This window comes from Streptomyces sp. 5-10, from assembly GCF_014712245.1.
Taxonomy (GTDB): Bacteria; Actinomycetota; Actinomycetes; order Streptomycetales; family Streptomycetaceae; genus Streptomyces; species Streptomyces violaceusniger.
In genome coordinates this window covers 1-26,968 of record NZ_JACVYG010000082.1, presented here as the reverse complement: position 1 = coordinate 26,968, position 26,968 = coordinate 1, and the positions used below count along the sequence as shown (strand labels likewise).

The following is a 26,968-nucleotide window of genomic DNA, read 5'->3' as shown; positions in this document are numbered from 1 at the left end:
CCTAACCGCGGGCCGCGGCCACCGTGAACGCGCCCTTCACCGTCTGCGTCACGCCGTTGCCCTCCGCGTCCGTCCCGGTGACACGCAGCGACGCATCCCGGCCCGCCGCAGCATCCGGAGTGGTCCAGTCCGCGCGGAACCGGCCCTCGCCGAGCGCCGTGATGGCCGCCGCCGTCCACCGCTCGCCACCGTCGAAGGACACCTCGACCCTCGCCTTGGTCACCGCGGGCGCGGCCGCCACACCCGGTACGTGCCCGAAGCCGACGACGAGATGGTCGTCACCGGCCGGGCTGGTGCCGTCCAGCGCGGCGTCGAGCCGGTAGTGCGGGACGACGACCGGCAGCGCCGAGCACGCGCCCGGCCCGTCGTACTCGCCCGCCTCCGAGACGCAGGTCCAGTTGTCCGGCACGGCCTGGGCGCCCGAGTGGCCCGAGGAGAAGGTCCACTCGGTGTGCGTGGTCAGCGACTGGCGGAACTCGCCGTTCGTCCGGGTCTGGTCGTACACCACCGTGTACGGGGCCTTCCGCGGCGGCACGGTCAGAACGCCACCGGAGACGCCGTCGCCCTCGTACAGGGTCGTGTCGCCGGAGACCACCGCGAAGTGCGAGGAGGTGATGTCGGACGGGAACGCGAGGGCGTGGTGACCGGCGGAGTCCATGACCGTGGCCGGGGAGAAGGTGAGGGCATCGCCCTTGCGGCACGCCGCGCAGTACCACGTCTCGTCCGCGGCGGCGCCCCGCGCGGGCTCGGTGAAGCCCGGGGCGAGCGGGCCGCGCAGCCAGTCGACCGTGGTGGTCCGGCCGGGCCGGAGGGCCTGCTTCTCGGACACGAAGCGCCGCTCCCCGGCCTTGAGCCAGTCGTGGTAGGAGGCTCCGGCGGAGCCGCCCACGTACTCGATCCGCTGCGCCGGTGTCTTGAACGGCTCGGACAGCGCCTCGCCGCTGCTCTCGTACGGCAGATACATCAGGCGTGCGACCTCTTGGGCACGGCCCGGCGTATCGCTGTGGTAGTTGGTCCGCACGGTGGCCAGTTGGCGTCCGGTGACCTCGTAGTGCTGGTTCTTCGCGATCACACCGGCGGGGTTGGCCAGCTTGAGGTCGTAGGAGTAGGGCGTGGCCGCGTCCGCGGGCGCCTTGCGGTGGGTGTAGACGTTGAAGCGCAGATCGCCGGTGGTGACGGGGCGGTGGGAGGGCTGGACGTAGACGGGCGCGCCGCTGGAGACGCCGACGCCACCGTTGACCGCCACCTCACCCTGGGTGTCGTCGCGCAGGTAGTGGAGGATCAGCTGGTGCTCCTCGGCCGGCCGCGGGGTCGAGAAGGTGACCCGCTCGGTGGCCTTGCGCAGGTCGAGCACGACATCGGTCCTGGTGGCGCCGTCGGGGACGGTGAACTCGGCGGTGGCCATGCGGACGCCGGTCGACTCGCCCGCGCCGTCGAAGGTCGGGGCGGAGACCATGGCGCTGTAGCGGCCCGCGGGGACCTCGGCCTTCGCCTCGCCGTCGACGGCCTGGAGGGACGGCTCCCGGTAGAGGGTGGCGTCGTCGACGTTGGCCAGGGCGAACGGCGTGGTGCCGGGGAGGGGCTTGCCGTCCGTACCGAGCACGGTGACCTTCACCGGGCGGTCCCGCCGTGTGTGGTCCGCCTGTCCGTGGTCCGCCTGTCCGTGGTCCGCCCGCGCGTAGTCCGTACGCGCGTAGTCCACTCGCTTGTGATTCGCCCGCGCGGGCGGGCGCTGGGTGGCCCGCTCACCGGCCGTGGCGACCGCCGGTACGACGGAGGTGACGCCGCCGAACAGCGGGCCGTCGCCGACGGCCCCCTCCGCCGCCTCGGCGCCGATCTGCCGCGCCAGCGCCGCGCCGAAGGCGGGGCCCGAACGCGGCGCCGTGGCGCCTGCGGTGGCCTCGACCCGTACCGGGGTGGTGGTCACCCCGGCCTCGGCGAGGGCGGAGACGTTGAACAGCGCGGGGTCCAGAGTGCGCCCCAGATACGGCAGCGCGGTCAGCGGAATGACGAAGACATCGTTGTCCAAGCGCCGGGTGACATAGTCCGCCTCCGCGCCCGGCCGCGGCGCCACGACGACGCTGCCGTCCGCGCCGAGCGTGACGCGCTCGCCGGTGACCAGGGTGACGGTGTGGGCCGTGGTGTTGTCAGGAGCCGGGGAGGCCACGGCGGTTGGGGCGCGCTCGGCAGGGGCGGCCAGGGCACCGGGAGCGGGGCCCGCCGCCAGCCCGAGGGCGGCGAGGACGCAGCCGGTCGCCAGGGCGCAGCCGGTCGCGAGGGCGCGGGCGCCGCGCGCTCCGGTTCCGCGCGCCCCGGTCCGTCTGATCCGTCGGTACGTCATAAGGCAGATCCTTCCGTGACGGGCGATCAAGCACAGTGACGTCCCACAGGTTCGCCCCCGGAAGAGATCACTTACAGGTACGGACCAAAGCTGGCCGAGAAACGCCCCTCTGCTGCGTTAACCGAACGCCCGTCACCGCCCATCGCCCGTCACGCCCCGGCGCCCGCCACCGCCCGCCACCTCCGGCCGCCCCCCGTCACCTCCGTGGAGCGGCCACGGTGGAGCGGCCACGGCGGAGCGGCCACGGCGGAGCGGCCACGGTGAATTCGGCCCTCATCCCCATGGAATTCACGCATCCGCCAATGCCAATGGAAAGGATCTTTCCCCTTTCCCAGGCAGGAGGAGCCGGTGACCGCCGAAAGATCCAACGCGGAGGAGCCACGCTTAATCATCCGTGGCCCCTCGCGACGCCTCCCCCTGCGGGGCCGCACCCTCCGTTCGCTGGTGACCGCGCTCGCCTTCCCCGTGGCCGGGCTGCTGGCGCTCACCGCGGGAGGGCATCTGCTGCTCCCCTTCGACGGGGTCACCACCCTCGAAGGCAAGATCGCCTCCAAGTCGGAGTTCTTCGAGGACGAGGAGGTCCAGCGCATCCTGATGAAACACGGCATCAGGGTGCACATCACCCGTATGGGATCCCGGGACATCGCCACCACCGGCTTCGACGGCTACGACTTCGCCTTTCCGTCAGGGCAGCCCGCGGCGGACATGATCAAGAATGACCGCAAGAGCAAGAACGCGTACGCCAAGGGGCATTCGGCGTTCGTCAGCCCCATCGTCCTCGCCACCTACCGCGAATACGCGGAAACCCTCCGGGACAACGGTCTCGCCAGGCCACGACAGGGCATCGGCGCGCACGAGAACAGCCCGCTCTACTACACCCTCAATATGAAGAGGTTCATCGAGCTGAGCGCGGGCGGGAAGAAATGGAGCGATATCGGCATCGAGAAGCACCGGACCACGAACGGCAACCGGATCCTGGCCCAGACCTCGAACATCTGCGAGGCGAACCACGCCGGAACGTATCTGGGGCTGGTGGCCTTCGTCGAGAACGGAAACAGCGTCCCGACGGACAACGCGGCGGCGGACCGTGTGGCCCGGATGATCAAGCCGACCCTGGTGTCCCAGGGGCTTCCCTCGGAGCAGATGTTCAAGACGTACGAAGTGCCCGAGGGAAAGGGCCTCGCCCCGATCGTGGTGGTGTACGAGCACCAGTACTTCGCCTACCAGATACGGCAGCGGCAGCAGACCGGAAAGCCCGATGCGCAGCGGGTGCTGCTCTATCCCTCTACCCAGTTCCTGACCGAGCCCGAGTACATCGCGCTCACCCCCAAGGGCGACCGGCTCGGGGAACTGCTCGCCAGTGATGAGCGACTCCAGCGCCGGGCGATGGAGTTGGGCTTCCGCGTCCTGGACTCCAGCGGCAAGGCGACCAGCACCGAGCTGTACCGGTTCCTGGAGGACCAGGGCATTCCAGCGCCCGCCTCGGCGGCAGACGACACCAAGGCGACGCTGCCGAGCCTGCCGCTGCTGGAGCGGATGATCACGTCCGTCGGCGACTGCCCGCCGCCGAACCAGACCCCGGAGACCTCCTCATGAGGCGGCGTCCGCACCGCCGGGCCCCTCGCCGCCCGGTGGTCCTCGCGCTCTGTCTGGCCCTGCTCGGCACGGCCACCGCCTGTGGCTCCGGTGACGAGCGGCCCACCACCCTGCGTGTGCTGGCGAGTTCGGAGCTGCGGGACATGGAGCCGCTGCTGGGCGACCTGCGCCGGGACACGGGGGTGGACCTGGACATGGAGTACCAGGCCACCGTGGACGCCGGGGACGGGCTGACGCCCGGCGCGTACCACCACGACCTGGCCTGGCTCTCCTCCGACCGGTACTTCCAGCTCCGGCTCAAGGAGTCCAAGACCACCGCGAAGCCGCTCTCCACCACGACCATGCTCTCCCCCGTGGTCGTCGGCGTGAAGCCGGAGACGGCGAGGGCCCTGCGGGCGAGGGCGAAGGGCGGGCAGGTGTCCTGGGCGGACCTCGCCGACGCCGCCGCCGCGGGCTCGGTGCGCTTCGGCATGGCCGACCCCAAACGCACCAACAGCGGCCTCTCCGCGCTCGTCGGCGTCGCCACCGCCGCGGCCGGGACCGGCAGCGCGCTGCGCGCCGAGGACATCTCGTGCGACCGGCTGCGCGGCTTCCGCACCGGCCAGAAGCTCACCGCGGACAGCAGCGCCGACCTGCGCGAGCGGTACATCGCCCACCAGGACCGGCTGGACGCCCTGATCACCTACGAATCGGAGCTGCTCTCGCTCAACGCCAGCGGCAAGCTCCACGAGAAGCTGGAGATCGTCTATCCGAAGGACGGCATGGTGCTGTCCGACTACCCCCTGCTGCTCCTCGACCCGGCCAAGCGCGAGGCGTACGACAAGGTGGTGAACTGGCTCAAGAGGGCCTCGACACAGAAGAAGATCATGGAACGCACGCTGCGCCGGCCGCTCGGCGCGGACGTGCGCAGGGACCCGAGGCTGCGGGCGGACATCGGGAACGCGCTGTACTTCCCCGACCAGCGGGCCGTCGTGGACCAACTGGTCGAGGACTACGGCGATCCCCGGCTGCCCACCGCCCACCACGTGATCTTCCTCCTCGACTTCTCCACCTCGATGCGGGGCGCGCGGGTGGCCTCGCTGCGTGCGGCGTTCGCCGGACTCAGTGGCGCGGACACCTCGGCCACGGGGAAGTTCGTGCGGTTCTACCAGGGTGAGCGGATCACCGTGATGCGCTTCGGGGGCCGTGTGCTCGCCGAGCGCGATGTCACCGTCGGCGGGCGGCGGGACCTGGACTCCGTGAGGTCCTTCGTGGCGGCCGACGACTTCGACGACTCCACCGCCATCTGGTCCGCGCTCGACCACGCCTACGGGAAGGCGTCCGGCATCGCCCGCGACCACCCCGGACAGCCCATCTCCATCGTCCTCATGACGGACGGGGAGAACACCTCCGGCATCACCCGCCAGGAGTTCGAGCGCCGGTACGCGGCGCGGGCGGAGACGGTCCGCGGCGTCCCCACCTTCCCGCTGCGGTTCGGCGAGGCGGACACCGCGGAGCTGACCCGGGCGGCGCGTACGACCGGCGGGCGCATGGTGGACGCGGGCGCCCGCTCCCTTCCCGACGCCTTCAAGGAGATCCGTGGCTGTTGACAGCGGAATGTGGTGGAGCGTCTGGTGGCCCTGGATGCTCGTGTGGCTGATGACCGCCGTGAGCCTGATCGCCGCCGTGGCCTGGCTGGCGGTCCGGGTGCACCGGTACCGCAAACGGCTCAGAGCGAGCCCGGAGAAGCCCACCGAGGGCATCTGCCTCTACCTCCACGACCGGGCCATCATGAACCTCTACGAGATGGGCCGTTACGAGAAGGCGCTGGAGCGGGAGGTCCAGCACCGGATCACCCGCACCGCGGACGGCTCGCTGCGGGCCCGGCTCTTCGGCGTGGGCGTCAGCGGCGGCCGGAACGTCAGCCGCGAGGAAATCAGCATGTACATCGAGAGCGCCAAGCCCATCACGGCGATCGGCCTCATCGTGGACACCCTCGAACGGACCGACGCCATCGTCCACGGCGACCTCAGGACCGGCACCATCACCTGGAACCACGCGCTGGCCCGGGCCCTGGACACGGTCGACCGCCCGGGCCCGGGGGCCGCGGAGAGCGTCCGGCTGCGCGACATCGAGGACTTCGTCTCCATCAGGGGCCGGTTCCGCAAGGCCGGCCAGACCTCCTCGCGCACGGTCTTCCTCGCCCCGTACGGCGACCCGGAGGACCCGGCCGAGGGGCCCCAGGTGCGCGTGGTCTGCGCCACGGACGGGCTGCGCAACGACGACAGCCACGAGGGCACGTTCCCGGCGCGCTGCCTGGGCAAGGTGCGGGACTGGAACCCGGGGACCGGTGAGCTGACCATCGAGGCGATCGCCATCTTCAGCTAGACCCAGGGCATCAGGCCGATGTCCGGGAGAAGCCCCGCAATGACCCGTTATCAGGGGAAGCGGCCGGATTTTCCAACGCACCGCACACATCGGAAACTGCCGTTAACCGGACGGTGTTCACAAAGGGCTTTTCCCAGGGCTTCTCAGCACAATGGGCGGTGACTTCTCAAAACACCGAAGTTTTTGGCGACATTTGGCGTCCCGGCACTGTCCTCTTACGACACGACTGCTTTACGTTTCTCCTTTCTCGGACCACCACGCACAGCACCACCAGGCACACGTACAGGGGAACCGTGCTCACTCAGGACTCGACCACGCAAGGCGCATCGAGCGCATCGGATACGGGGGCACCACCGACCGGCGAGCGGCCCAAAGCGCTCGCCCGGTCCAAGAGAGCCGCCATTCTCGGCTGGGTCGTCACGCTCAGTCTCAATGTCGTCGCACCGATCATCACGTACAACGCACTGCGCGACCACGGCTTCAGCGAATTCGCCGCGCTGCTGATCAGCAGCGCCTGGCCGGTGGTCGACGGCGCCGTCCATCTCGCCTGGCGCCGCCGCCTGGATGAACTCGCCATCGTCACCCTGGTGTTCATCGTGATCACCGCCGTGGTGTCGACCGTCGGCGCGCATTCGGCCCGGGCGCTGCTGATCAAGGACTCGTGCGTCACCGGGCTGTTCGGGGTGCTGTGCCTGGCGACGCTGCTGGCGCCGCGCCCCCTGATATTCTACCTGGGGCGAAAATTCGCCACCGACGGCACCGAGGCGAGCACCGCCTGGTGGAACGGCCTGTGGCACGTCGATGGTTTCCGCAAGGCCATGATGACGATGACGACCGTCTGGGGCGTGGCCTACTGCGTCGAGTCCGCGGTCCGGGTCGTGCTGTCCTACACCCTCAGCACCGACACCATGGTGGTCCTGAGCCCGGTCCTGATCTACGCCGTGCTGGCTTCCCTCGGCACCTGGACGGCCCTTTACGGCAAGCGGTCGCGCCGCAAGGGCCAGGCCCGCGCCGCCGCGGCGGCAGCGGCGGCCGCGGAGGCGGAAGCCGAGGCCAAGGCCAAGGCCCAGCCGGCAGCGGACGCCGAGACCCGGGTCGAGGCGAAGGCGGAGCCGGCGGCGGCCGAGAGCTGACCGGCCGCCCGGCGCCGGAGGGCCCGGGCGGAGAACTCCGGCATCCGGTACCGGAGTTGGTGTGGGAAGCTGTTCGTCAGTCGAACGCGGGCGGGGGCCGTGACGGTCGTCGAGAGGAGCACGTGCGTTGACGGAGAACGGCTTCCGCGCCGAGGAGATCGATACCAGCAGGCCGCATCCTGCCCGGATCTACGACTACCTGCTGGGGGGCAAGAACAACTACGAGGTGGACCGCGACGCCGGTGACCGGCTCGCCGCCGCGGCGCCCGAGGTGTGGAGCGGTGTACGGGCCAACCGCGACTTCCTGCGGCGCGCCGTGCGCTATGTGGTCGACAGCGGTATCCGGCAGATCCTCGACATCGGCACCGGACTGCCCAGCTCCCCCAATGTGCACGAGATCGCCCGCGAGTCGGCGCCGGACGTGCGCGTCGCGTACGTCGACAACGACCCCATCGTCAACACCTACGCCAATGTGCTTCTGCGCGGCTCGGCCGCGACCAGCATCGCGCTCGCCGATCTGCGCGATCCGCGGGCCATCCTGGACCACCCCGAGGTCCGCCAGGTCATCGACTTCGACCGGCCGGTCGCGGTGCTCCTCGTGGCCATCGTCCACTTCCTCACCGAGGCGGAGCGGCCCGAGCGGGTCGTCGCCACCCTGCGCGACGCGCTGCCCGCCGGGAGCTTCCTGGTGCTCTCCCACGCCACGGGCGACTTCGCCGACCGCAGCGCGGCCTCGGCCGTCTACGACGATGCCACCGCCACCTTGAGCCTGCGGTCCCGCGACCGGATCGAGCGGTTCTTCGACGGCTTCACGCTCGTCGAGCCCGGTCTGGTCGAGGTCCCGTTCTGGCGCCCGGACGCCCCGCCGCCGACCGGGCCCGGGGAGATCGGCTACTACGGCGGGGTGGCGCGCAAGACCGGCTGAGCCGCCGCGCGCGGCCCGCGGTCGGCGTCAGGAGGGGCAGGCGTTCCCGGAGCCGTTCCGGTAGGTGCGGTAGAGGCCCGGTGCGCCCGGATCGCCGGAGCGGGCGCTCGACGGGAACTCGACCACGGGCACGGGCTTGCACACGGCCCACTGGTCGTTCTTGCCCGGGCCCTCGAACCCGTAGGTCCCTCCGGCGCCGACCAGGCAGGAGCTGCACTCATCACCGGCGATGCTCGGAATGATGAGGGTGTTGTACACATCGTCCTTCGTCGGGATGCTCAACGCCTCGGGCGTCTTCTTGCCGCCCTCGTTGATCTCGGCGAAGGTGCGGTCCACGGCGCCCGCGAGCAGGGTGAAGGCGTCGTGGTACATCACGGCGTAGCCGTCGTCGAGCGGCTTCTCCCCCAGCTTGTGCTGGGCCTCGATCTCCTCGAAACGGTCCAGGAAGCGGCCGAGCGCCTTCTTGGGCTTCCCCGCCCACCAGGCGGGGTCGACGGCGGAGGCGTCGACGATCGTGGCGCGTGCCTCGTCCAGCCACCGGCGGGGCGCATCCCCGGTGAGCGTGGGCTCCAGGCCGATGCCGACCTTCAGGATGCGCAGCGTCGTGGTGCGCCCGCAGCTGCCCTCCTGCGCCATGCGCTCCATGAAGGCGGGGAGGTCCTGGTCGCGGCCCGCGAAGAAGACGGTGTCGGACTTCTCGTTGCAGATCTTCTGCACGGCGTCGGTGAACCGCTGGGGGATGCCCTTGTCGGTTCCGGAGGTGCCGGTGAAGTTGGAGTTGTGGTTGGTCAGGTCGTACGCGTCGCCGAAGTGCCGCTCGAAGACGCTGCGCAGGTTCTGGGAGTAGACGTCCTCGCTGCGGTTGTCCCAGACCAGGAAGCCTCTGTGCCGGGCCGGCTTTCTGTCCAGGTAGAGCTTGAGCGCGCGGGCGAACTGGTCGTTGTTGGGCGAGGTCTTGAAGAAGTACGGGGAGTTCATGTTGGCCGCGGTGATGACCGGGCCGACGGTGGGGATGCTGTGCCTGCTGAGCGCGGCTATCGCCTTACGGGTCTCCGGTGTGCTGCTGGGGATGCCGGTCACGCCCACCAGCGGCGCCCGGGTGTCCTTGGTCAGCTCGGCGAGACGGTCGACGACGGGCTCCCACTGGTCGAGGTTGCGGCCGTCGGGGGCGAGCAGCAGTTGGTAGTGCGGTCCGCCGAAGCGGTTGGCCTGCCGCTGGGCGGCCAGGGCACCCGCGATGCCGCGGCGGATCATGTCCGCCGTCATGGCGCTGTGGTCGTCCGCGGTGAAGGGCATCATCAGCGCGATCCGTACGTACGGGATCCTGGGCCCGCTCGGCGGGTCCTCCCAGTCCCGCCTCACCCGGGCGTTCTCGTCCGCCACCGCGCCGATGAGGCTTTCGACGCGCGGGTCCGCCTCGAAGGCTTCCTCGGTGACGCCCACGCAGTCCCCGTCGATGTCCCGCAGGTCGTCACCGCACCTGCCGGGGCCCTGGGCGAGGTTGACGGTGACGGTGATCGCGGCGGCGACCAGGACGCCGATTCCGAGGACGGCCAGCCATTCGAGCGGCCCCCACTCGCGAGGATGACGGCGGAACAGACGGAGCAGCATGCTTCCTCACTGACCGGAGATAGGGAAGGGGCGCTTCTTCCGCGCCGCCGCGGGCCAGTTGCGGGCCGCCTGGCCCAGGACGGCATGCCAGGACGGATGGCGCGGTGAGAGATAGGCCAGCTCCTCGCCGACCGCCTTGCACATATCGGGGTCCGGCTCGGCGTGCGGCTCCAGGACATGCCACAGGGCGTGCAGCAGCCGGTTGACGCAGCGCTCGATCTCGTGCAGTTCGGCGTACCGGCCGTCGTGCGCGCCGAGGGCGATCTGCATCCGTTCGTCGGTCCACTCCTCGGCCGGTGGGGTGGGCGCGGTGGCGGCGTACTGGAGGCACAGCAGCCAGTGGGCGGCGGCGTGCGCGTCCTTCTCCGACTGGAACTCCTCGGTCAGCATGGCCACCACCGTCTCGGCGTTCCCGGCCGCGAGGGTGTGCCGCAGCGCGTCGGCCTCGCCGCTCTCACCGCGCTGGGCGTGGTGCATCCGCAGGAAGCGGTGGATGTCCTGCCAGCTGCGGCCGTCCTCGGCCCGCGAGGAGGTGCGGCGCGCCTCGTGCACCAGCAGGGTGCGCAGCAGCGCGTCGGTGACCAACGGCTGGTCGGGCGGGGTGAGCTGCTGCCACTGCTGCTCTTCGAGGTAGTCGGTGGCGGAGTTGGCCGGCAGCTGGTCCGGGCCCTGGAGCCGCAGATGCTCTGCCAGTGCCTCGGCCGCGGTGCTGTCGCGGGCGAGCGAGAGCAGGGTCAGCCGGTCGCGCTGGCGCCGGTCCGGGAGCAGCCGCTCCAGGAGCGCCTCGGTGACCGGGCGGCCGTCCTTCGCGTTCAGTTCGAGGAGGTCCCGCGGGTCCACGCCGCGGCCCCGCTTGGTGGCGTCCAGGACCGCCGCGCACAGCACGGTGGTCACCGCGGGGTGCCCGCCGGTCAGGGAGTGCACGGCGGAGGCCAGATAGGGGTGGAGCGGCCGGGTGGGCCAGTCGGGCACCAGGAGGGGCAGGATGTCGTCCCGGCTCAACGGGGTCAGCGGGACGGCGAGCAGCCCGGCGGACGGGGTCAGGCCCCTGCGCTGCCAGCCGGAGGACTTCACCAGGTCGGGCAGGTCGCGGCGGACGGCGTCGGAGGCGTCCTCGGGTAAACCGCCGAGCCGGGTGGCCACGACGACGAGCTCCTCGTGGTCGGGGCGTTCGGGCAGCGCGCGATGTTCGAGGAGCAGGTCGAGGAAGTTTTGCCCGGGCGGGCAGTGGGCGTCGTCGAGCAGGATGAGCGGCCACGGTTCACGGTTCCACCGCTGGAGCCTGCCGTAGGAGGAGGCGACATCGTGGAGGAAGGCGGCCATCAGGCTCTGCTCGGCAGCGTGCCGGTAGTCGCCGCCCCGCTGGAACCACTCCCCCAGCAGCACCAGCGGATCCTGGCCGTCCGCGCCCCGGGGAAAGCGGCGGCGGTACCACTCCTGGGCCGCGGCCGGCTGGTGCCGTTCGGCGTACTCGGCCACCACGGCGGCGGTGACCGCGTCCCGGCCCCACTCCGCGTCGGCCTCCGCGTCGATGGTCTCCAGACGGCCTTCGACGGCGGTGGCCCAGGCGTGTCTCAGCGTGTTCTCGTCCCCGCCGGCGAGGCGGCAGGCGAGCAGCAGCCGGGCGAACCTCAGACACGCGGCGTCCCGCTGCTCGCCGTTGCCGTGGTACCAGCCGGAGACGGCGAACAGGCCGGGCACCAGGACGGGGAAGCGACGGCGCAACGCGGGGGCGAGCCCGCACACCAGCTCCGCGAGGATCTCCACCAGGGTGGAGGCGGTGGGGGCGCCGCCGTCGGCCGGGGCGGGCGGGAAGGTGGCGGATTCGGTGACCACGGCCCGGACGTGGGCCAGCGGCAGCCGGTCCCGGTAGCGCGCCGCCAGCTCCTCCAGGACGGCGCTGCGCCCCATGCCGTGATAGCCCGTCAGCAGCACCACGGGCAGGTCGCCCTGGTGCTCCCGGCCGACCCGGGACCGCTCGTCGTAGGCCAGGCCGGTCAGCCGGGGCACGAGCGAGCGCAGCACCGGGTCCCGGCCATAGAGCGGTGACCCTTCCGATACGCGCATCCCGTTGCGACCCGCCTCAGTCGTCCTCTGCTGCCCGGCAGCCGTGACCTCGGAGACGGGCGGCACCGCTCCCCCGAGACATCAGCCGCTGACATCCGTACCCACTACGCCTACAATCCTGAATTTACCCCCTGGGTAAACATCCCACCAGGTGAACGCGGCACCGTCGCAGACAGTGCCGGTCAGGGGTGCGGATAGATGTCGAGGTCGACGCTCTCGGGCAGCGAGTCCGCGCCGCGGATCTCGCCCGGGTAGACCAGCCGCACCCGGCGCAGCCGCCGCAGTCCGGCGAGAGAGGCGAGGTCCAGCTCCGCCACCTGCGACAGATGGATCTCCTCAAGTCCCGGTAGCCGCCGGGCGATCCGCCGCAGCGGAACCGCGACTCCGGCCCTGGCCCATACGTCCAGGTGGGTGACCTGGGGTATCTCGGTGCGGGGGGCGAACAGCAGCATGCTCAGCTGCTGCGGGGAGAGCGTCAGCCTGCGCAGCTCGGGCAACTCGGCGATGAGCGAGCCCCATTCGTCCGGCGTCAGCCGCTCGCTGGCGTCCTGGAGCCGCAGTTCCTCCAGCCCCCGGCACTCCACGATCCCCGCGAGCTGCGCCGCCGACGACGGCAGCGAGAGCAGCCGCAGCTCGGCGGGGCGCGGCAGGTCGGACAGGCCGCGCCAGGGCACCTCAGGCCCGATGAGAAGCCCCTCGAGACGGGGGCAGTCCGCCAGCTTCAGCAATGGCTCGAACTGGGGCAGGTCCCGCAGCTCCAGCCGCCGCAGCCGGGGCAGCCGGGTCAGCGGCGCGGGGTCCTTCACGTTCCGGCAGCCCTGGAGGGCGAGGGTCTCCAGCTCGGGATAGGCGGAGAGCAGGTCGAGGTCCTCCAGCTGGAGGGTGTTGCGCAGGCGCAGCTCGCGCAGGTGCCGCGGGTCGAGCGCGGCGCGGATCGCCTCGGGGGCGAAGTCGCCGTGGAAGCCGACGCGTTGATAGCCGGACATGGTGCGCAGGGCCTCCAGCTCGGCGTGGGAGCGCACCGTGACGATCTCCTCGGGCGCGGCGTCGAGGAGCGGCCGTACGATCTCCTCGGCGTACACCTCGGTGTCGAACCGGTCCCAGTGGGCGAGCAGCTGGGCGCGCACCGCGGGCTGGCCGGTGCCCAGGAACTCCCGGAGCCTGGGGATGGCGGCGTCCCCGCCGATCTGGCAGATCGCGTGGACGGTGGCCAGCTCCTCGTCGCCCTCCAGGTCCTTGGCGTCGGGCAGCAGGCCCAGCAGCAGCGGGCCGGTCTGCGCCAGGGACCTGGCCTCCCGCAGACTGCGCGGCGGGAGCAGCCGCGCGGCCCGGTCCTCGATGGCCTCGCGGACCGTGGGCTCCAGGCGGGTGGCCTGTTCGAGGGAGGCGAGCGCGAGGAGCCGTAACCGCGCCTGGACCGTCGCGTCCTGCTCCCGGTCGCCCCGCTCGCGCAAACGAGTCAGCAGGTCGGCACGCTCTTGGTGGCGAGCCTGTGCGACGGCCATCTGCACCACGTCCTCCCACTGGTCCAGGTGTGCGTTGTTCACCAGCATGCCCATATCGCGTTCTTCCAGCACGGCCCGGGCGCCCAGGAAGTCCTGGAAGGTGCGGTGGATGAAGTTGACCGCGCCCGGGGCGGGTTCGCGCAGCAGACCGGAGCGCTCCAGCAGGTGCTGAAGGGCCTCCTCCGCCGTTCCGACTTCGGCGAGGCGGGGCACGGAGGGCTGCAGCCGCCGTACCACGTTCACCGCGTCCGGGCGGTCCAGTTGGGTCCGCTCGTTGCGGATCAGCCAGTACGCGAGCCTCTGGAGCGGCTCCGTGGCCGACTTCTGGTCCAGGACGGGCTTACGGCTGCGCCCGTAGACCTCGCGCTCCAGGTCGCGCCGTTCCAGGAGCATGGACAGGGCCGCCTCGTACAGGGAGGCGCGGCCCTGGGGCAGGAAGCCGCGCCGCTCCCGGTGCAGGGCGCAGATCAGGCCGCACATCAGCGGATTGGTCGCCAGCCGGCTCAGCTCGGGGCTGCTGCGCAGCGACTGCGTCAGCGCATCGCCGAGCTCCTGCGAGGCGCCCGCGGCCGTGTGCCAGCGCCGGATGAACTGCTTCATGTCGGCGGGCCGCATCGCGGCGAGCGTGAACTCCTGGAAGCCCTCGCGGGCCAGCCAGCCCCGTTCGAGGGCGGCGGGGCGGGAGGTGAGCAGCCACAGGTTGCCGGGGAAGACGGCGAGCAGCTTCTTCAGCCAGGCCCGCACCCGGGTCCGGTCGTCCTTCGGGATCTCATCGGCCCCGTCGATCAGGAGCACTCCGCGCCCGTGCCGCAGCACCCGCGCGGCCCAGCCGTCGGGCTCGGTGCCCACCAGCGGGCAGCCCATCCAGCGCAGGAAGTCCTCGGGCATCGGCAGCTCGGAGTCCTTGCGCGCCAGGGTGCGCAGCGGCAGTACGAAGGGGACGCGCCCGAACAGCTGGGACAGCCCGCCCGGCACCCGCTCCTGCCGCGCGGTGGAGAGGGCCAGCCACTGGACGAGGGTGGTCTTGCCGGTGCCGGCGACCCCGCGCAGCAGGACGCGCTCATAGGTGGCGAAGACCGCCTCGGCCGGGCCCGGGGCCCGCTCGGTCTCGGTGTCCCGGTCGGCGCCGGGCTCGCCGTTCACCACCGGCACCCGGTCGGTGCCATCGCGGTACGGCCTGGCCTGGAGGCTCAGATACGCGGTCTCCAGCGGCCAGTCCTGGCCGTCCGGTTCGCGCAGGTCCACGCCGTAGATGGTGAGCCTGCCGTGGCACTCGACGACGTACGCCGCGTACTCCTCCTCGAACTGTGCGTCCTGGCGGCTGATGTCGGGCAGCCGCCGCAGGATGGCGTCCAATTTCTCGCTCTGCTCCCGGATCTCGCGGCTCTGCTCGATCTGGGCTCGGGCCGCGAACCCGGGCCGCTGGCTGAAGAAGCGCATGAGGTGGACGCAGGCCGTCTCCAGGAGCCGGTCGTGGAAGCGGGCGGCGTCGTCGCTGAGGAGCCTGCGGGTGTCGGGGCCCGCGCGCCGGGACAGCTCGGCGGCCAGCCGCTCCGGGCCGAGCGCGAAGGCGTGCACGTCGTCCATGTCGAGATCGCCGAGGGCGTGCAGGGTGCGGGTCAGCGCCTGTCCCACGGAGTCGTGCTCATCGGCGCCGATCGGCGGGTCGTGCGGCCCGGCGGCCCGCACGGCGCGGCGGACCAGCTCGCGGGCGAGCTTGTGCAGATCGTCCTCGGTGAGGGTGCGGTGCTCCTTGGCGAAGGAGACGAGCCGGCGGATCGGTACCGGCCGTTCGCCGTACTCCGCGCCGGGCGCGCTCGCGGGCGGCAGCACAAGTCGTTTGATCACCGGCACGACCACCGCCGACGCGATCCGCAGCCCCACCGTGCCGCCGTCCACAGCAGCCCCTCCCTCGCGGCGTCGGCGCGCGTCCCCCGCCGAGCCCCGTGCAACCGCTCACATCCCGCTCACCATAACCGCGAACGCCCCTCCGGGGTCAGGGTTCAGGTCAGGGTCCGCGCGGCGCGAAGTGCCGTGGCACCGGTACGGTTTGGCCCATGGATGATTCCGGAACACGTTTAGCCGATGACAACTCCGGGGCCCGGGCGGTCATCACGACCACCGCGCGCCACCTGCTGGTGAAACTGGGCGCCGGAGGGCTGTCCCCGGCCGCCGTCGCCCATGAGAGCGGCCTTCCCGTCAGCGAGGTCGAAGCCGTCTTCCCGCACCGGGACGATCTGCTGACCGCGCTGCTCATCGACGCCTACAACGACTCCGGCGCCGCGATGGAGGAGGCCGACCGGGCCGCCAGGGACGCGGGCGCGTCGGCGGGCGCGCGGCTGCTCGCGGTCACGCGGGCGCTGCGCCGGTGGTCCTTCGCCAACCCCGGCGAGTTCACGCTGGTCTACGGCTCGCCCGTACCGGACTACCACGCTCCGCAGGAGACCGTGCCGCCCGCCTCGCGCACCCCCGCGGTGCTGGCCGGCATCGTGCGGTCGGCGCTGGAGGCCGGTGAGCTCACCGCGCCCCGGCGGGAGGTGCCGGGGCCGCCGCTGCTGCTGCCGGAGGCGGTGCAGCTGTTCGGCGGGGTGCCCGAGGCCCCGTTCTCGGACATCATCGAGCGTGGCATCGTGCTGTGGAGCAGTCTGATCGGGCTCCTGGTCTTCCAGGTCTTCAGCCGCACCCATGACAGCGTCCGGGACGAGACCGCGTTCTTCGACTACGCCGTCGCCGTCGCCGCCGAAGGGATCGGACTCGTGGTTCCCTTGGGCGAGAACACCGACTGAACCGTTCGCCGCGTCCGCGGCACCTGTGGGGGAAAGGGCCGTGAACACCATCAAGACTCTCTGCTTCGTCATCGCGGCGCTGTCGTCGTACGCCGCCCTCGTCTACCGGCTGTTCCACCTCAGACGCGGCTGGCGGGACAGCGCCTACCGCACGCTGGTGGTCACCCTGCTGCTGCAGTGCCTCACCTTCACGATGGGTGCCGTCGCCATGGGGAGCGAGCGCTTCCTGGGCGTCGGCAACCTCGCGATCCTGGTGATGCACCTGTCGGCGGTCGCCTTCTGCGTCAGCGCCCAGATCATCCTGCTGCGCTGGGCGACCGACGCCGAGGAGTCGGGGCGCAAGGCCCGCTCCTGGCTGATCACCGGCATCGCCCTCAACGCGCTCCTTACGGCGCTCTTCTTCATCGCCGACGGCCCCGGCCGGCCGGCCGAGGACTTCAACACCGGCAGCGGCCAGCCGCTGGTCCTCACCTACCTCCTGGTCTTCATGGTCTCCCAGGCGGTTCCGTGCGTCACCATCCTGCGCGCGTGCGGGCCCTACGCCCGTATGGCGAGCAAGACCTCGCTGCGGCAGGCCCTGCGGCTGCTGTCCGTCGCCGCGGTGATCCTCTTCCTCTACTGCCTGGCCCGGGTGGTCAACGTCCTCACGGCCGCGTGCGGGCTCGACATCGGCGCCTGGACCCTGGCCGCCTCCGTCTTCAGCGCGCTGGGCATCGTCACCCTCTCGCTCGCCCTGACGATCTCCTCCTGGGGGCCTTCGGCCACCAAGCTGGTGGAGTGGGCGCGCGGCTACCGGTCCTATCGGGCCCTGTATCCGCTGTGGCGGGATCTGTACGAGTCCTCGCCGGACATCGTCCTGGAGCCGCCCGGGGCCGCCGTCTCCGACCTCAACTACCGGCTGCACCGGAGGGTCATCGAAATACGGGACGGCTGGCGGGAGTTGCGCCCCTACATCGACCGCACCACGAACGGCGACGGCGGAGCGGGCCCCAGGGGCAGCGAGGAGTCCCGGCAGGCGTTCGCCGAGGCGGCGCAGATCAGGCGGGCCCTGGACGCCAAGCGCACCGGCGTCATTCCCGACGACAACGCGGACACCGGCGACTTCGAGGACCGCGACACGGACAACTTCACCGCCGAGGTCGTCTGGCTCACCAAGGTGGCCTCCGCCTACCGGCGGCTCGGCAAGGCACGCTGAGGGGCCGTAAGGCGCGCTGACGGCCGACAGGGCGCGCGTTGAGGGACCGTAGGCGCGCCCGCACCAAGGGGCCGTAAGGCGCGCGCCCGCGCCGAGGAGAGGATCCCGCCCGGTCTGCCCCCGTCAGGCCGAGCGGGACTTCCCCCGTGTTTCCCCCGTGTCCCCCGTTTTCCTTCTTCCGAGCCGAGTGGGTGGCCCCACTCGGTCCGGCCCGGGTCCGGGCCCGGAAGACCGGGCCGGACCAGGCCGATGGAGCTGGCAACCAACTCGGCCACCCCCGTGAGCGGAGTTAGCTAGCAGCTATCGGCGAGGTCCACGTTGGCGGAGTTGCGCCCGATTGTCAACTGACCGCTAATCTGCGAAACTGACGATTAGCCGGGGGCAAAGCCGAGGAGGTGAGGGAGGGAGATTCGCATGTCCGAGACTGACGACCGGCCCATGCTGGCAGTGCGTCTGGACAACCTCTTCAAGACGGTTCGTCCCAAGGGCAAGCACTGGACCAACGCCGAGGTGGCGGAGGAGCTCAAGCGGGCCAACCCCGAATTGAAGGTCGGGGGTGTGTATCTGTCGCAGTTGCGGACGGGCAAGCGCTCCAATCCCTCACCGGACCTGCTGGCCGCCCTGGCGCGCTTCTTCGGCGTGTCGGTGGCCTACTTCTTCGACGACCAGGTCGCCGAGTCGGTGCTCAGCGAGATCGCCGCCATCGAGGCGCTGCGCCAGGCCGGTGTCCGCGCCGTGGCGATGCGCGCGGCGGGGATGCGGAAGGAGAACCTCGAGGCCATCACGACCATCATGGATCAGTACCGGCAGCTCCAGGGCCTTCCGCCGGTCGACGACTCCTCGGAACCGGAATGAGGGGTGCGGCTGGGTGAGGGGCGCGGGCAAGGGACGGTCGGCCGATCACGACCGCCGCAGTCAGCTCAAGAAGCTCCGGAAGGCCGGTGCGCGGCGGATCGCCGACCTCGGCCTGCCGGAGGTGGCCGATGTGGCCGAGCTCTGCCGCCATCTCGGCGAGGTGCGAGGCCGCCCGATCACGCTGGTCCCGATGCCGATGCCGGCGACGCACCCCTGCGGCATGTGGGTCGCCGCCCGCGACGAGGACCTCATCTTCTATGACGCCAACACGACCAGCGCGCATCAGGAGCACATCATCTTGCACGAGCTGGGCCACATCATCTGCTGCCATCGCGGGGCGGGTTGGCTGGACGAGGCGAGTGCCCGCCTCCTCTTCCCCAACCTCGACCCCGACCTCGTGCGTGACATGCTCCTGCGCGCGACCTACGACGACGTCCAGGAGCAGGAGGCGGAGATCATCGCCTATCTGCTCTCCCAACGGGTGGGCGGCACCGAGGAGCGGCATGGCGCGCCCACGGCCGGGGACGCCGGGGCATCAGGGAAGGACGCCATGCTCAGCCGGATCGAACGCACCCTGATCTGAGGTTGGTCCGACGGTGTCTCACTCATCCCCCCGCGGCCGCCACCTCCTCGGCCAGGATCGCCACGGTGCGCCGGATGTCGTCCTCATGGTGCTCGCTGGTGACGAAGAACCGCAGTCTGGCGAGCCCCTCCTCCACGGCGGGGTGGAAGATCGGATCGGCGATCACACCGCGGTCGAACAGCCGGTCCGCGATGTGCAGGGTTCTCGCCGAGGCGCCGAGGAGACACGGCACGATCGGGGTGTGGGCGCTGGTGCCCGTCGCCAGACCGGCCGAGGCGGCCAGGGCGAGGAAGAGCTCCGCGTTGTGCCGCAGGGCGCGCACCCGGTGGGGTTCGGCGACGATCAGCTCGGTGGCGGCCAGCGCCGCGGCCGCGTTGGCCGGGGTCAGGCCCACGCTGTAGACGAAGCCCGGCAGTGTGTGCCGCAGCCACCGCACCATCCGCGCCGATCCGCCGAGATAGCCGCCGCAGCTGGCGAACGCCTTGGACAGGGTGCCCATCCACAGGTCCACATCGGCCCGGTCGACGCCGAAGAACTCGCCGACGCCACGGCCGCGTTCGCCCACGGTGCCGATGCTGTGCGCCTCGTCGACCATCAGCAGGGCGCCGTAAGCCCGCTTCAGCTCGATCACGGCGGGCAGGTCCACCAGGTCGCCGTCCATGCTGTAGGCGCCCTCGACGACGATCAGCACCCGTCGGAACCGGGACCGGTTGCGCCGCAGCGTGTCCTCCAGCGCGCCGATGTCGTTGTGGGCGAACGGGCGCCGCGCCGCCCCGGACAGGGCGCAGCCCTGGAGGATGCTGTCGTGGGCGAGCGCGTCGTGCACCACCAGGTCCCGCGCGCCGACGAGGTGCCCGATCGCGGTGACGTTGGTGGCGTGGCCGCTCACCAGCGCCAGGCAGTCCGGGACGCCGAGGAAGTCGGCCAGCGCCCGCTCCAGCCGTACGGTCAGGTCCCGTTCGCCGGAGAGCACCCGGCTCGCGGAGACCGAGGTCCCGTACCGGTCCACCGCCTGGTGCACGGCCTCGTTGACCGCCGGATGGCCGGAGAGCCCCAGGTAGTTGTAGCTGCCGAAGGACAGATACGGCCTGTCGTCGATCATGGTCGTATCGCGGATGGTGCCCTGGTGGACGCGGAAGTACGGGAAGTCGGCGCCGCTGCCCCTGATGGTGCTCAGGCGCTCCTCGAACCGGCGCACCTCGGGGAAGTCGTCGGCGCACGCGGTCGCCGCGTCCCAGTCCCCCCGGGTCTCCCGGGTCTCCCGGGTCTCCCGGGTCTCCCGGGGCAGTGGCTCGCCGAGGGCGGGCTCTCCGGTGAGATGCGGATCGACCAGCGCGACCAGCCGTTCCACGGTGAGGTCGGGCGAGAAGATCTCCTCGGTGCGGAATCCCGGTATCCGTTTGCCGATGTTGACCTCCAGCTCCTGGAGCATCAGGGAGTCGAAGCCGAGGTCGGTCACCAGCTCCATCCGCTCGGTCAGATCGGCGAGCGGGAAGACGCCGGTCCGCGAGAGCTCTTCGAGCACGATGGACGCGGCGGACCCTGCCCCGGCCCGCGCCTCCACCGGCCCGGCCCGGCCCTCCCCCACTGCCGCGAGGGTGGGCGGGGCCTCCTCGGGGGCGCGTGCCGAGGCGTCCACCGCCCAGTGGTGGCGCGGGGCGAGCGGGCTCGGTGGCAGGGTGCAGGGGGGTATGTGCTCCATCACCGGGCGGAGCCCCGCGCCGGTGACCGCGCGCTCGGCGAGCCGGGTCAGCGCGGTCGAGCGCTCCTCGGCGGACAGCGAGCCCGACGCGGGCACGGCGGCCTCCGGCTGCTCACCGGGTGGCACCGTGCCGGCCATCTGCCCCGGCCCGAGCCGCCCGGTGCGGCCGGCCGCCACGGCCTCGGCGGCGGCGGTCAGCTTGGTGACGGCGTCGGCGGTGTCCTCGGCCACCAGGGCGAGGCGTTCGGCGAGCGGAGCCCGGCGGGCGAGGGTGTCCGCCACCCCGGCCAGCGGCGGCCGGTCGTCGGCGAGGGTGTGGGCCAGCTCCCGGGCGTAACGGACCAGCCCGGCCCGGTCGCGGGCGCTGACCACCAGCAGCTGCGGCCCCTCGTCCGGTGCGGGGCGGGCCGGTGCGGTGGCGCACTCCTCCACCACCAGATGGACACCGGTGCCGCCGAAGCCGAAGGCGCTCACCCCGGCCCGGCGCGGCTGCCCGGACTCCGGCCACACGGTGGGCTTCGTCGGGACGGTCAGCCGCGCGGCGTCGAGCCCGGTGCGGTCGGCGAGGGCGAACTCCGGCTGTGGCGGTATGACTCCCCGGTGCACGGCCAGCACGGTCTTGACGAGCCCGGCCATCCCCGCGGCGTTGAGCGCGTGCCCGACCACGGCCTTCACCGCGCCGAGGAAGGCGGGCGCGCCCCGCTCGCCCCGCAGTTCGCGCAGGACATCGACCTCGACCGGATCGCCGACGGTGGTCCCGGTGCCGTGCGCCTCGAGGTAGCCCACCGCCTCCGGGGGCAGATCGGCGTCGCGGTAGGCCCGGCGCAGGGCCCTGAGCTGACCGGCCGCCTGGGGGTGCATTCCGCCCTGTACGGTCCCGTCGTTGGCCGTGCCCACGCCCCGTATCACCGCGTAGACCCGGTCGCCGGCGGCCAGCGCGTCGGCCAGGGGGCGCAGCACCAGGACCCCGGCGCCCTCGCCCAGGACGAAGCCATCCGCCTCCGCGCCGAACGGCAGGCATCTGCCGCTGCGCGAGATGGCGCCGATCCGGCACAGCCCCACCAGCAGGTCGGGGGTGAGGATCAGCTGGGCGCCGCCCGCGAGGGCGATGCGGCAGCGGCCCGCGCGCAGCGCGAACACGGCGTTGGCCACGGCCATGAGGCCACCGGAGCACGCCGAGTCCAACGCATAGCTCTCGCCGTGCAGATCGAAGACCGAACTGACGGTGTTCGGGCCCATGTTGAGCAGCAGCCCGGCCACGGAGGAGCCGTGCAGCCCGTCCACCGCGCGGACCGTCTCCGGCCAACCGGGATCGGTGGCCCGCGCCCCGAACTCACCGCCGGTCAGCTGGCGCATCCGGACGCGCATGGTGGTGATCTCGCGATAGCCGCTCTCGGTGAGCGCCGTGATCACCGAGGTCTCCTCGCGGTCGAAGCCCTCGGCCTCCCATCCGGCGTCCTGGATGGCCTCACGGGTCAGATCGATCAGCAGCCGCCCTTGCGGATCCATCGATTTGGCCCGTCGTGGCGGGATGCCGTAGTGCGCCGCGTCGAAGTGGCCCACGTCGGGCAGCAGCGCCATGGTGTCCGTATAGGTCGAGGAGGTGTCGCGTAAGTTGTCGCTGAGGAAGGTGGCGGTGCGCCATCTCGAGTCCGGGACGGTGCCGAACTGCGCCCGCGGTTCGTTGAGGAGCCGCCAGTACTGGTTGACGTTCCGCGCCCCCGGGAACCGGCAGGCCATTCCCACGATCGCGACGTCGTCGCGCCGCGTTCCGCTGACGCCCACTGTGGATTCCTTCGCTGTCACGGCGGTCACCCTGCGGTGGCCAGTCGCCCGCGCCACCACTCCACGGTCGCCTTGACCTGCTCGTCGACGGGGGTGGCGCGCACCGCGAACTCGGCTTCGTAGGCGCTGGAATCCATGACGAAGGGCCGGTCGAACTGGTAGCGGACCTCCTTCAGCTCGCGGAGCAGCGGGGAGACCAGCGACACGAGGCCCAGCACGGCCGACGGCAGCCTGCGCACCGCGACCGGCCCGGTCTCCGCCTGGGTGGCGAGGCGGTCGACCATCTCGCGGGTGGACAGCGCGGGCGCCGTCGGTACGTGCCAGGCGCGCCCCCAGGCCCGCTCCTCGCCCGCGACCTCGGCCAGGGCGGCGGCCACGTCGGGGATGTAGCTCCAGCTGTGCGGGGTGTCCGGGTCCCCGAGCGAGGAGACCGGCTTGCCGCGCAGCACACGTGGCATGACCCGCGCGGCCAGGTGTCCGCCGTCGGTCACTCCGGGCCCGAAGAAGTCCGATGCCCGGACCTCGACCGCCTTGATACGGCCCTGCTCATGGAGGTCGCGCGCCTGCTCCCACGCGGCGGCGCGCACCCGCCCCTTGGTGCCGGTGGCGGCCAGCGGCAGCTCCTCGGTCATGGGGCCGTCCACCGGGCCGTACCCGTAGAGGTTGCCCAGCATGACCAGGACCGCCCCGGTGGCCTCGGCGGTCGTGCGGAGCGACGAGGCCAGGGGCGGCCAGTCACTCGCCCAGCGGTGGTAGGGCGGTGCGCCACAGCTGTAGAGGGCGGCCGCGCCCCGCACGGCCTCGGTCAGTCGCTCACTGTCCGTCGCGTCCAGCGCGACGTGCTCGATACCTGGTTCCGGGCTGCGGCCCGACCTGGTGATGACACGTACCGTATGACCCTTTTCGGCGAGCAGCCGAGCAGTGGCCGCCCCCGCGGGCCCGAATCCTATGACGACATGAAGGTTCACGCGCGCACACTAGCGCGAGAATCTTGGATTTTGAGACAGACGTTCCGATGGGCCGTTCACCGGAAGGCGTCGGCTCCGGCTGACGGCAGGTAGCGCGGCGCCCGCCAGGCCTGAAGCCGGCGCTCCACCGCGGCGCCCCACCGCGGCGCCCAGCGACAGCGGCTCGGTGTCCTCGTGGCCACCGGCCACCGGCGCGGCGTCCGTGGACAGGCCGGTGCGCAGCACCGCGTGGATCGTAGGGTCGATCGCCTTGATCCCGCGGTTGCGGTGCGCCCGCGCAGAGGGTGCCCACCACCAGGGCGACGACCAGCGTGGCAACCAGCGTGGCGAGGCTCGGCTTCCTCATGGCGCCCGTGACCCTCATGCACCTCATGGAGGTCAGCGGGCTACAGGCCGGCGGCGCGACGCAGGGGGCTCACGCGCCGAGTTCGGGCGCGGACGCCTACGGGGTGCCCGGCGGATCTGTCCCCTCCCCGCCCCTTCCCGCTACCAGGGGCTCCGCCCCTGGACCCCAGAGTCCGGGGGCGGAACCCCGACCCGGGGCCTGGGGCGGAGCCCCAACCCGAGGCCCGGGGCAGAACCCCGACCCAGGGCATGGAGCAGAACCCCAGGCCGGGGCCTGGGGCAAAGCCCCAACCTGCGGCCTCGGGCGGAGGCCCGGGCTGGGGGCTGGGGCGGAGGCCCGGTTTCGGGGAGGGGCGGGGAGGGGGACAGGCTGCCGCAGGCGTCACTAGCCTCGGCGCAGGCTCGCCAGGAAGCGCCAGAGCGCGGAGCGGGGCCGTTCCGGTTGGGCGGGGGCGGGCGTCGCGTGGGCGGAGGTCGCGGGCTCCGGCAGCGGGGCGGGCGCCGCGGCTCCGGCGTCCGTGGGCATCGGGGCCTGCCGCGTCCGCATCCGGTACCGGACCGGGAAGGACTTCAGACCGCGTACGTGCGTGGACGAGCGCCAGGGCAACTGGTCGACGGGCAGCCCCAGTTCGAAGTCACACCGTTCGAACAGCTTGCCCACCGCCGTGGTGACGATCATGTCGGCCAGCCCCCGGCCCGGGCACTGGTGCGTCCCCGCACCCCAGGCCAGATGGGCGCGCGAACTCACCGACGCGTCCTGGCTGCCGGGCCCGGCGAACATCGGGTCGCCGTGCGCGGCGGCGATCGAGGGCACCACCGCATCGCCCGCGGCGAGCCGGAAGTCCCCCAGGTCGGTGTCGACCACGGGGAAGCGGAAGGTGAGGTTGACCCATGGCGGCGAGGCGATGTGCACGCGGTTGACCAGCTCCTCGACCGGCCCCGCCATCAGTCCGGCCCGCGTCCCGGCCTCCCCGGCCAGCACCTCCAGCACGCTGTTGGTGATGGCGTGGCTGACCAGCTCCGACATGATGACGATGATCGCGTACAGCTCCAGGCCGATCTGCTCCACCGTCAGCGGGGGCTCGACGGCGAGCAGTCGGGTGGTCAGGTCGTCACCGGGGTTCTGCCTCTTGTACGCCGCGAGTTCGGTCGTCGCGGCCACCAGCCGGCCCACGGCCGCCGCGGCGTCCGGACCGCCGTCCACCATGCGCCACGAGTCCATGAACACGTCGTCGCCCTGGTCGACCGGGAAGCCGAACAGCCGGTTGACGGCCATCAGCGGCAGCGCCCGCGCGAACTGCGCGCCCAGGTCCACCCATCCGCTGTCGCTGCCGTCCGCGAAGAAGGTGATCAGCTCGTCGGCGTGCCGGGAGACGGCGTTCGCCAGCTCCCAGGACTGGGGCGCGTCGGTGTCCTGGAAGGGGGCGAGCGCCTCCTCCACGGCGGCGCGTGTCGCCTTGTGCCGCTGGTCGTCCTGAACCAGCAGATGGCTGACCTGGTAGCCGGGCAGATGCGGCCAGTCGGACGGCACCCGGCCCTCGCTCAGCCACCGCCAGTGCTGGACGTCCTTCTTCCATGTGCTCTCGTCGCGCAGCACCTCCCGCACCTCCCGGTAGCCGAGCACCAGCCAGACCGGCACCCCGTGCAGATCGACGGGTGCCACCGGCCCGTACCGGGCCCGCAGGCGTGCGTAGACCGAGGCGGGCCGGGTCTCGAAGTCCCGTGTCATCAGCGGCTCGACCGCCAGGGACGCCAGCTCGGACGGCTCGGAAGGGGGCAAGTGCATTTCGATGTCCTTAGTGCGACAGCAGTGCGACAGCGGGGCCATTCCGACCGGGCCGCGAGGTCCGTGTGGGGGGAAGCCACACGGCAGCTGACGCGCGGCACGGAGCCGAGTCGGCCCGCTACGGCGCAGGCCACACTAGCGGCCGTTCGACGGGCTGAACAGCGCCGCTGTCCGATTCCGGCATGGAGCGCCCTAGGTGTGCCGGGACAGCACACCTAGGGCTGGTGGCCGACCGCCTCCGCGTAGAAGGAGCGGTCCACGATCCGGTCCTCGGGCAGCGGGTCGCCCTCGACCACCCCGGCGGTGGCGTACGCCTTCTGCAGGCGGTCCACGGTGCCCGCGCGGATCTCCCAGTCCATGCGCAGCGACGGCACGGCGGCCAGCGTGTCGGGCTCGGTGTTGAGCACGTCGGCGAGGTCGTCGAGGAATGCCTCGTCCTTCTTGTAGTCCCCGGCGAAGTAGGTGTTGACGGTGCGGATGTAGGCGCGCAGGAACGCCACCCCCGCGTCCGGGTCCCCGGTCAGCAGATCGGGGCCGAACAGGAGCCCGCCGAGCGGTTCGCCCCGCGGCTGGCCGCCGAGGAAGGCGTAGCCCGCGTCGCCGTCCACCTGGCGCCACGCCGGGTCGAGCAGCCAGGCCGCGTCCACTCCGCCGTTCTTCAGCGAGGCGAGGACCTCGGCCGGGCCGAGTTGCTGGAAGCGGACGCTGTCCATGTCGGCCTTGTGTGCGGAGAGCACCTTCTCCATCGGGTACGTGATGACCGAGCCCTTGCCGATGAGGGTGCCGACCGTACGGTCCTTGAGGCTGACCCCGTTCGCCGTCTCCCCCGGCCGCAGCCTGGCCCAGAATCCGCTCTTGGAGCCGGGCGCGGGCGAGAAGTTGCCGGCCACCCAGCGAATGTCGAACCCCTGCCGGATGCCGTTGAGCACGGCCGCCTCCGGCGCCGCGTACTGGACGTCGACATCGCCCTTGGCGAGCAGCGGAAGCGCGTCCGGGGTGGGCAGCAGCTTCACTTCGACGTCGAGCTTCTCCTTGCTGAACTCGCCCTTCGCCACGCCGATCCGCAGGGGCGCCAGATACTCGGCGGTCAGCGTGGAGGCGGAGACGACGACCTTCGTCTTCTTCTTCAGCGGCTTCGGCGCGGGCGCGCCGGGCGCGCACCGGGCGGGCGCGCGGGCGGCGGACCTGTCGGAGGGGTCGGTCCAGCCCTTGGCGCAGCCCGCGACGGGGGTGATCGGGCGGGGCTTGCCCCGCGTGCCCGGGCCGGCCGAGTCCGAGGTCTGCGCATCGCAGGCGGCGAGGGAGCCGAGGACGCCCAGCAGGGTCACGCCCGTGAGCAGGGCGCGGGCGAGGGAGGGGGTCCGTGCCATGGGTGCCGCCTTCCGGGGCCGGGGGGTGCCTCTATGTCTTCCGTCAAG

Annotated in this window: 17 protein-coding genes; 9 read left to right on the top strand and 8 right to left on the bottom strand. The window is 71.8% G+C overall.

Features of this window, described 5'->3' with window-relative positions; all coding sequences use genetic code 11:
* Position 1 precedes the first annotated feature (1 nt).
* Entirely contained in the window at positions 2 to 2,341 is a 2,340-nt protein-coding gene (locus tag IEJ02_RS45065; protein WP_191070096.1) for a molybdopterin-binding protein, read from the bottom strand.
* Between the two features lie 348 nt (positions 2,342 to 2,689).
* Between IEJ02_RS45065 and IEJ02_RS45060 the strand changes: the two genes are divergently transcribed.
* The 5 genes from IEJ02_RS45060 to IEJ02_RS45040 all read left to right on the top strand — a co-directional run bounded on the left by IEJ02_RS45060 (position 2,690) and on the right by IEJ02_RS45040 (position 8,362).
* Complete coding sequence (locus tag IEJ02_RS45060) at positions 2,690 to 3,937, top strand: hypothetical protein (RefSeq protein ID WP_275561083.1); 1,248 nt, start codon at positions 2,690 to 2,692, stop codon at positions 3,935 to 3,937.
* The gene (locus tag IEJ02_RS45055) at positions 3,934 to 5,526 is read left to right on the top strand and encodes a vWA domain-containing protein (RefSeq protein ID WP_191070095.1); all 1,593 of its coding nucleotides are present in this window, start codon (positions 3,934 to 3,936) and stop codon (positions 5,524 to 5,526) included. Before IEJ02_RS45060 ends, IEJ02_RS45055 begins: the two co-directional genes overlap by 4 nt.
* Positions 5,516 to 6,304: a hypothetical protein gene (locus IEJ02_RS45050; RefSeq protein ID WP_317986080.1), complete on the top strand. Its 789-nt coding sequence runs from the start codon at positions 5,516 to 5,518 to the stop codon at positions 6,302 to 6,304. Before IEJ02_RS45055 ends, IEJ02_RS45050 begins: the two co-directional genes overlap by 11 nt.
* 293 nt (positions 6,305 to 6,597) lie before the next feature.
* Positions 6,598 to 7,437, top strand: a complete 840-nt coding sequence (locus IEJ02_RS45045) for a VC0807 family protein (protein ID WP_223865481.1) — start codon at positions 6,598 to 6,600, stop codon at positions 7,435 to 7,437.
* A 127-nt stretch (positions 7,438 to 7,564) separates the two neighbouring features.
* On the top strand, positions 7,565 to 8,362 hold the full coding sequence (locus IEJ02_RS45040; RefSeq protein ID WP_191070094.1) for an SAM-dependent methyltransferase: 798 nt from the start codon (positions 7,565 to 7,567) through the stop codon (positions 8,360 to 8,362).
* 27 nt (positions 8,363 to 8,389) lie between these two features.
* Here the strand turns inward: IEJ02_RS45040 and IEJ02_RS45035 are convergent, their stop codons facing one another.
* From IEJ02_RS45035 to IEJ02_RS45025, 3 genes are all read right to left on the bottom strand, one after another.
* A complete protein-coding gene (locus IEJ02_RS45035; protein ID WP_191070093.1) occupies positions 8,390 to 9,973 on the bottom strand; it encodes an ABC transporter substrate-binding protein in 1,584 nt (527 codons plus the stop codon).
* 6 nt (positions 9,974 to 9,979) lie between these two features.
* Entirely contained in the window at positions 9,980 to 12,040 is a 2,061-nt protein-coding gene (locus tag IEJ02_RS45030; protein WP_191070092.1) for a P-loop NTPase family protein, read from the bottom strand.
* Positions 12,041 to 12,222: 182 nt separating this feature from the next.
* Entirely contained in the window at positions 12,223 to 15,444 is a 3,222-nt protein-coding gene (locus tag IEJ02_RS45025; RefSeq protein WP_191070091.1) for an NACHT domain-containing protein, read from the bottom strand.
* Positions 15,445 to 15,602: 158 nt separating this feature from the next.
* Between IEJ02_RS45025 and IEJ02_RS45020 the strand changes: the two genes are divergently transcribed.
* The 4 genes from IEJ02_RS45020 to IEJ02_RS45005 all read left to right on the top strand — a co-directional run bounded on the left by IEJ02_RS45020 (position 15,603) and on the right by IEJ02_RS45005 (position 18,964).
* Positions 15,603 to 16,331 (top strand): TetR/AcrR family transcriptional regulator, encoded by a 729-nt coding sequence (locus IEJ02_RS45020; RefSeq protein WP_191070090.1) that lies wholly within the window; start codon positions 15,603 to 15,605, stop codon positions 16,329 to 16,331.
* Positions 16,332 to 16,371: 40 nt separating this feature from the next.
* Positions 16,372 to 17,526 (top strand): MAB_1171c family putative transporter, encoded by a 1,155-nt coding sequence (locus tag IEJ02_RS45015; protein WP_191070089.1) that lies wholly within the window; start codon positions 16,372 to 16,374, stop codon positions 17,524 to 17,526.
* A gap of 414 nt (positions 17,527 to 17,940) precedes the next feature.
* The gene (locus tag IEJ02_RS45010) at positions 17,941 to 18,381 is read left to right on the top strand and encodes a helix-turn-helix domain-containing protein (RefSeq protein ID WP_137981114.1); all 441 of its coding nucleotides are present in this window, start codon (positions 17,941 to 17,943) and stop codon (positions 18,379 to 18,381) included.
* Between the two features lie 13 nt (positions 18,382 to 18,394).
* Entirely contained in the window at positions 18,395 to 18,964 is a 570-nt protein-coding gene (locus IEJ02_RS45005; protein WP_137981113.1) for a toxin, read from the top strand.
* A 22-nt stretch (positions 18,965 to 18,986) separates the two neighbouring features.
* Here the strand turns inward: IEJ02_RS45005 and IEJ02_RS45000 are convergent, their stop codons facing one another.
* The 4 genes from IEJ02_RS45000 to IEJ02_RS44985 all read right to left on the bottom strand — a co-directional run bounded on the left by IEJ02_RS45000 (position 18,987) and on the right by IEJ02_RS44985 (position 26,920).
* Positions 18,987 to 22,406, bottom strand: coding sequence for an aminotransferase class I/II-fold pyridoxal phosphate-dependent enzyme (locus IEJ02_RS45000; protein ID WP_223865483.1), 3,420 nt, complete (start codon positions 22,404 to 22,406; stop codon positions 18,987 to 18,989).
* Positions 22,407 to 22,477: 71 nt separating this feature from the next.
* Positions 22,478 to 23,419 (bottom strand): NAD-dependent epimerase/dehydratase family protein, encoded by a 942-nt coding sequence (locus tag IEJ02_RS44995; protein ID WP_191070087.1) that lies wholly within the window; start codon positions 23,417 to 23,419, stop codon positions 22,478 to 22,480.
* A 730-nt stretch (positions 23,420 to 24,149) separates the two neighbouring features.
* Positions 24,150 to 25,550, bottom strand: coding sequence for a cytochrome P450 (locus tag IEJ02_RS44990; RefSeq protein ID WP_223865480.1), 1,401 nt, complete (start codon positions 25,548 to 25,550; stop codon positions 24,150 to 24,152).
* 215 nt (positions 25,551 to 25,765) lie between these two features.
* The gene (locus IEJ02_RS44985; RefSeq protein ID WP_191070085.1) at positions 25,766 to 26,920 is read right to left on the bottom strand and encodes an ABC transporter substrate-binding protein; all 1,155 of its coding nucleotides are present in this window, start codon (positions 26,918 to 26,920) and stop codon (positions 25,766 to 25,768) included.
* Positions 26,921 to 26,968: the final 48 nt, after the last annotated feature.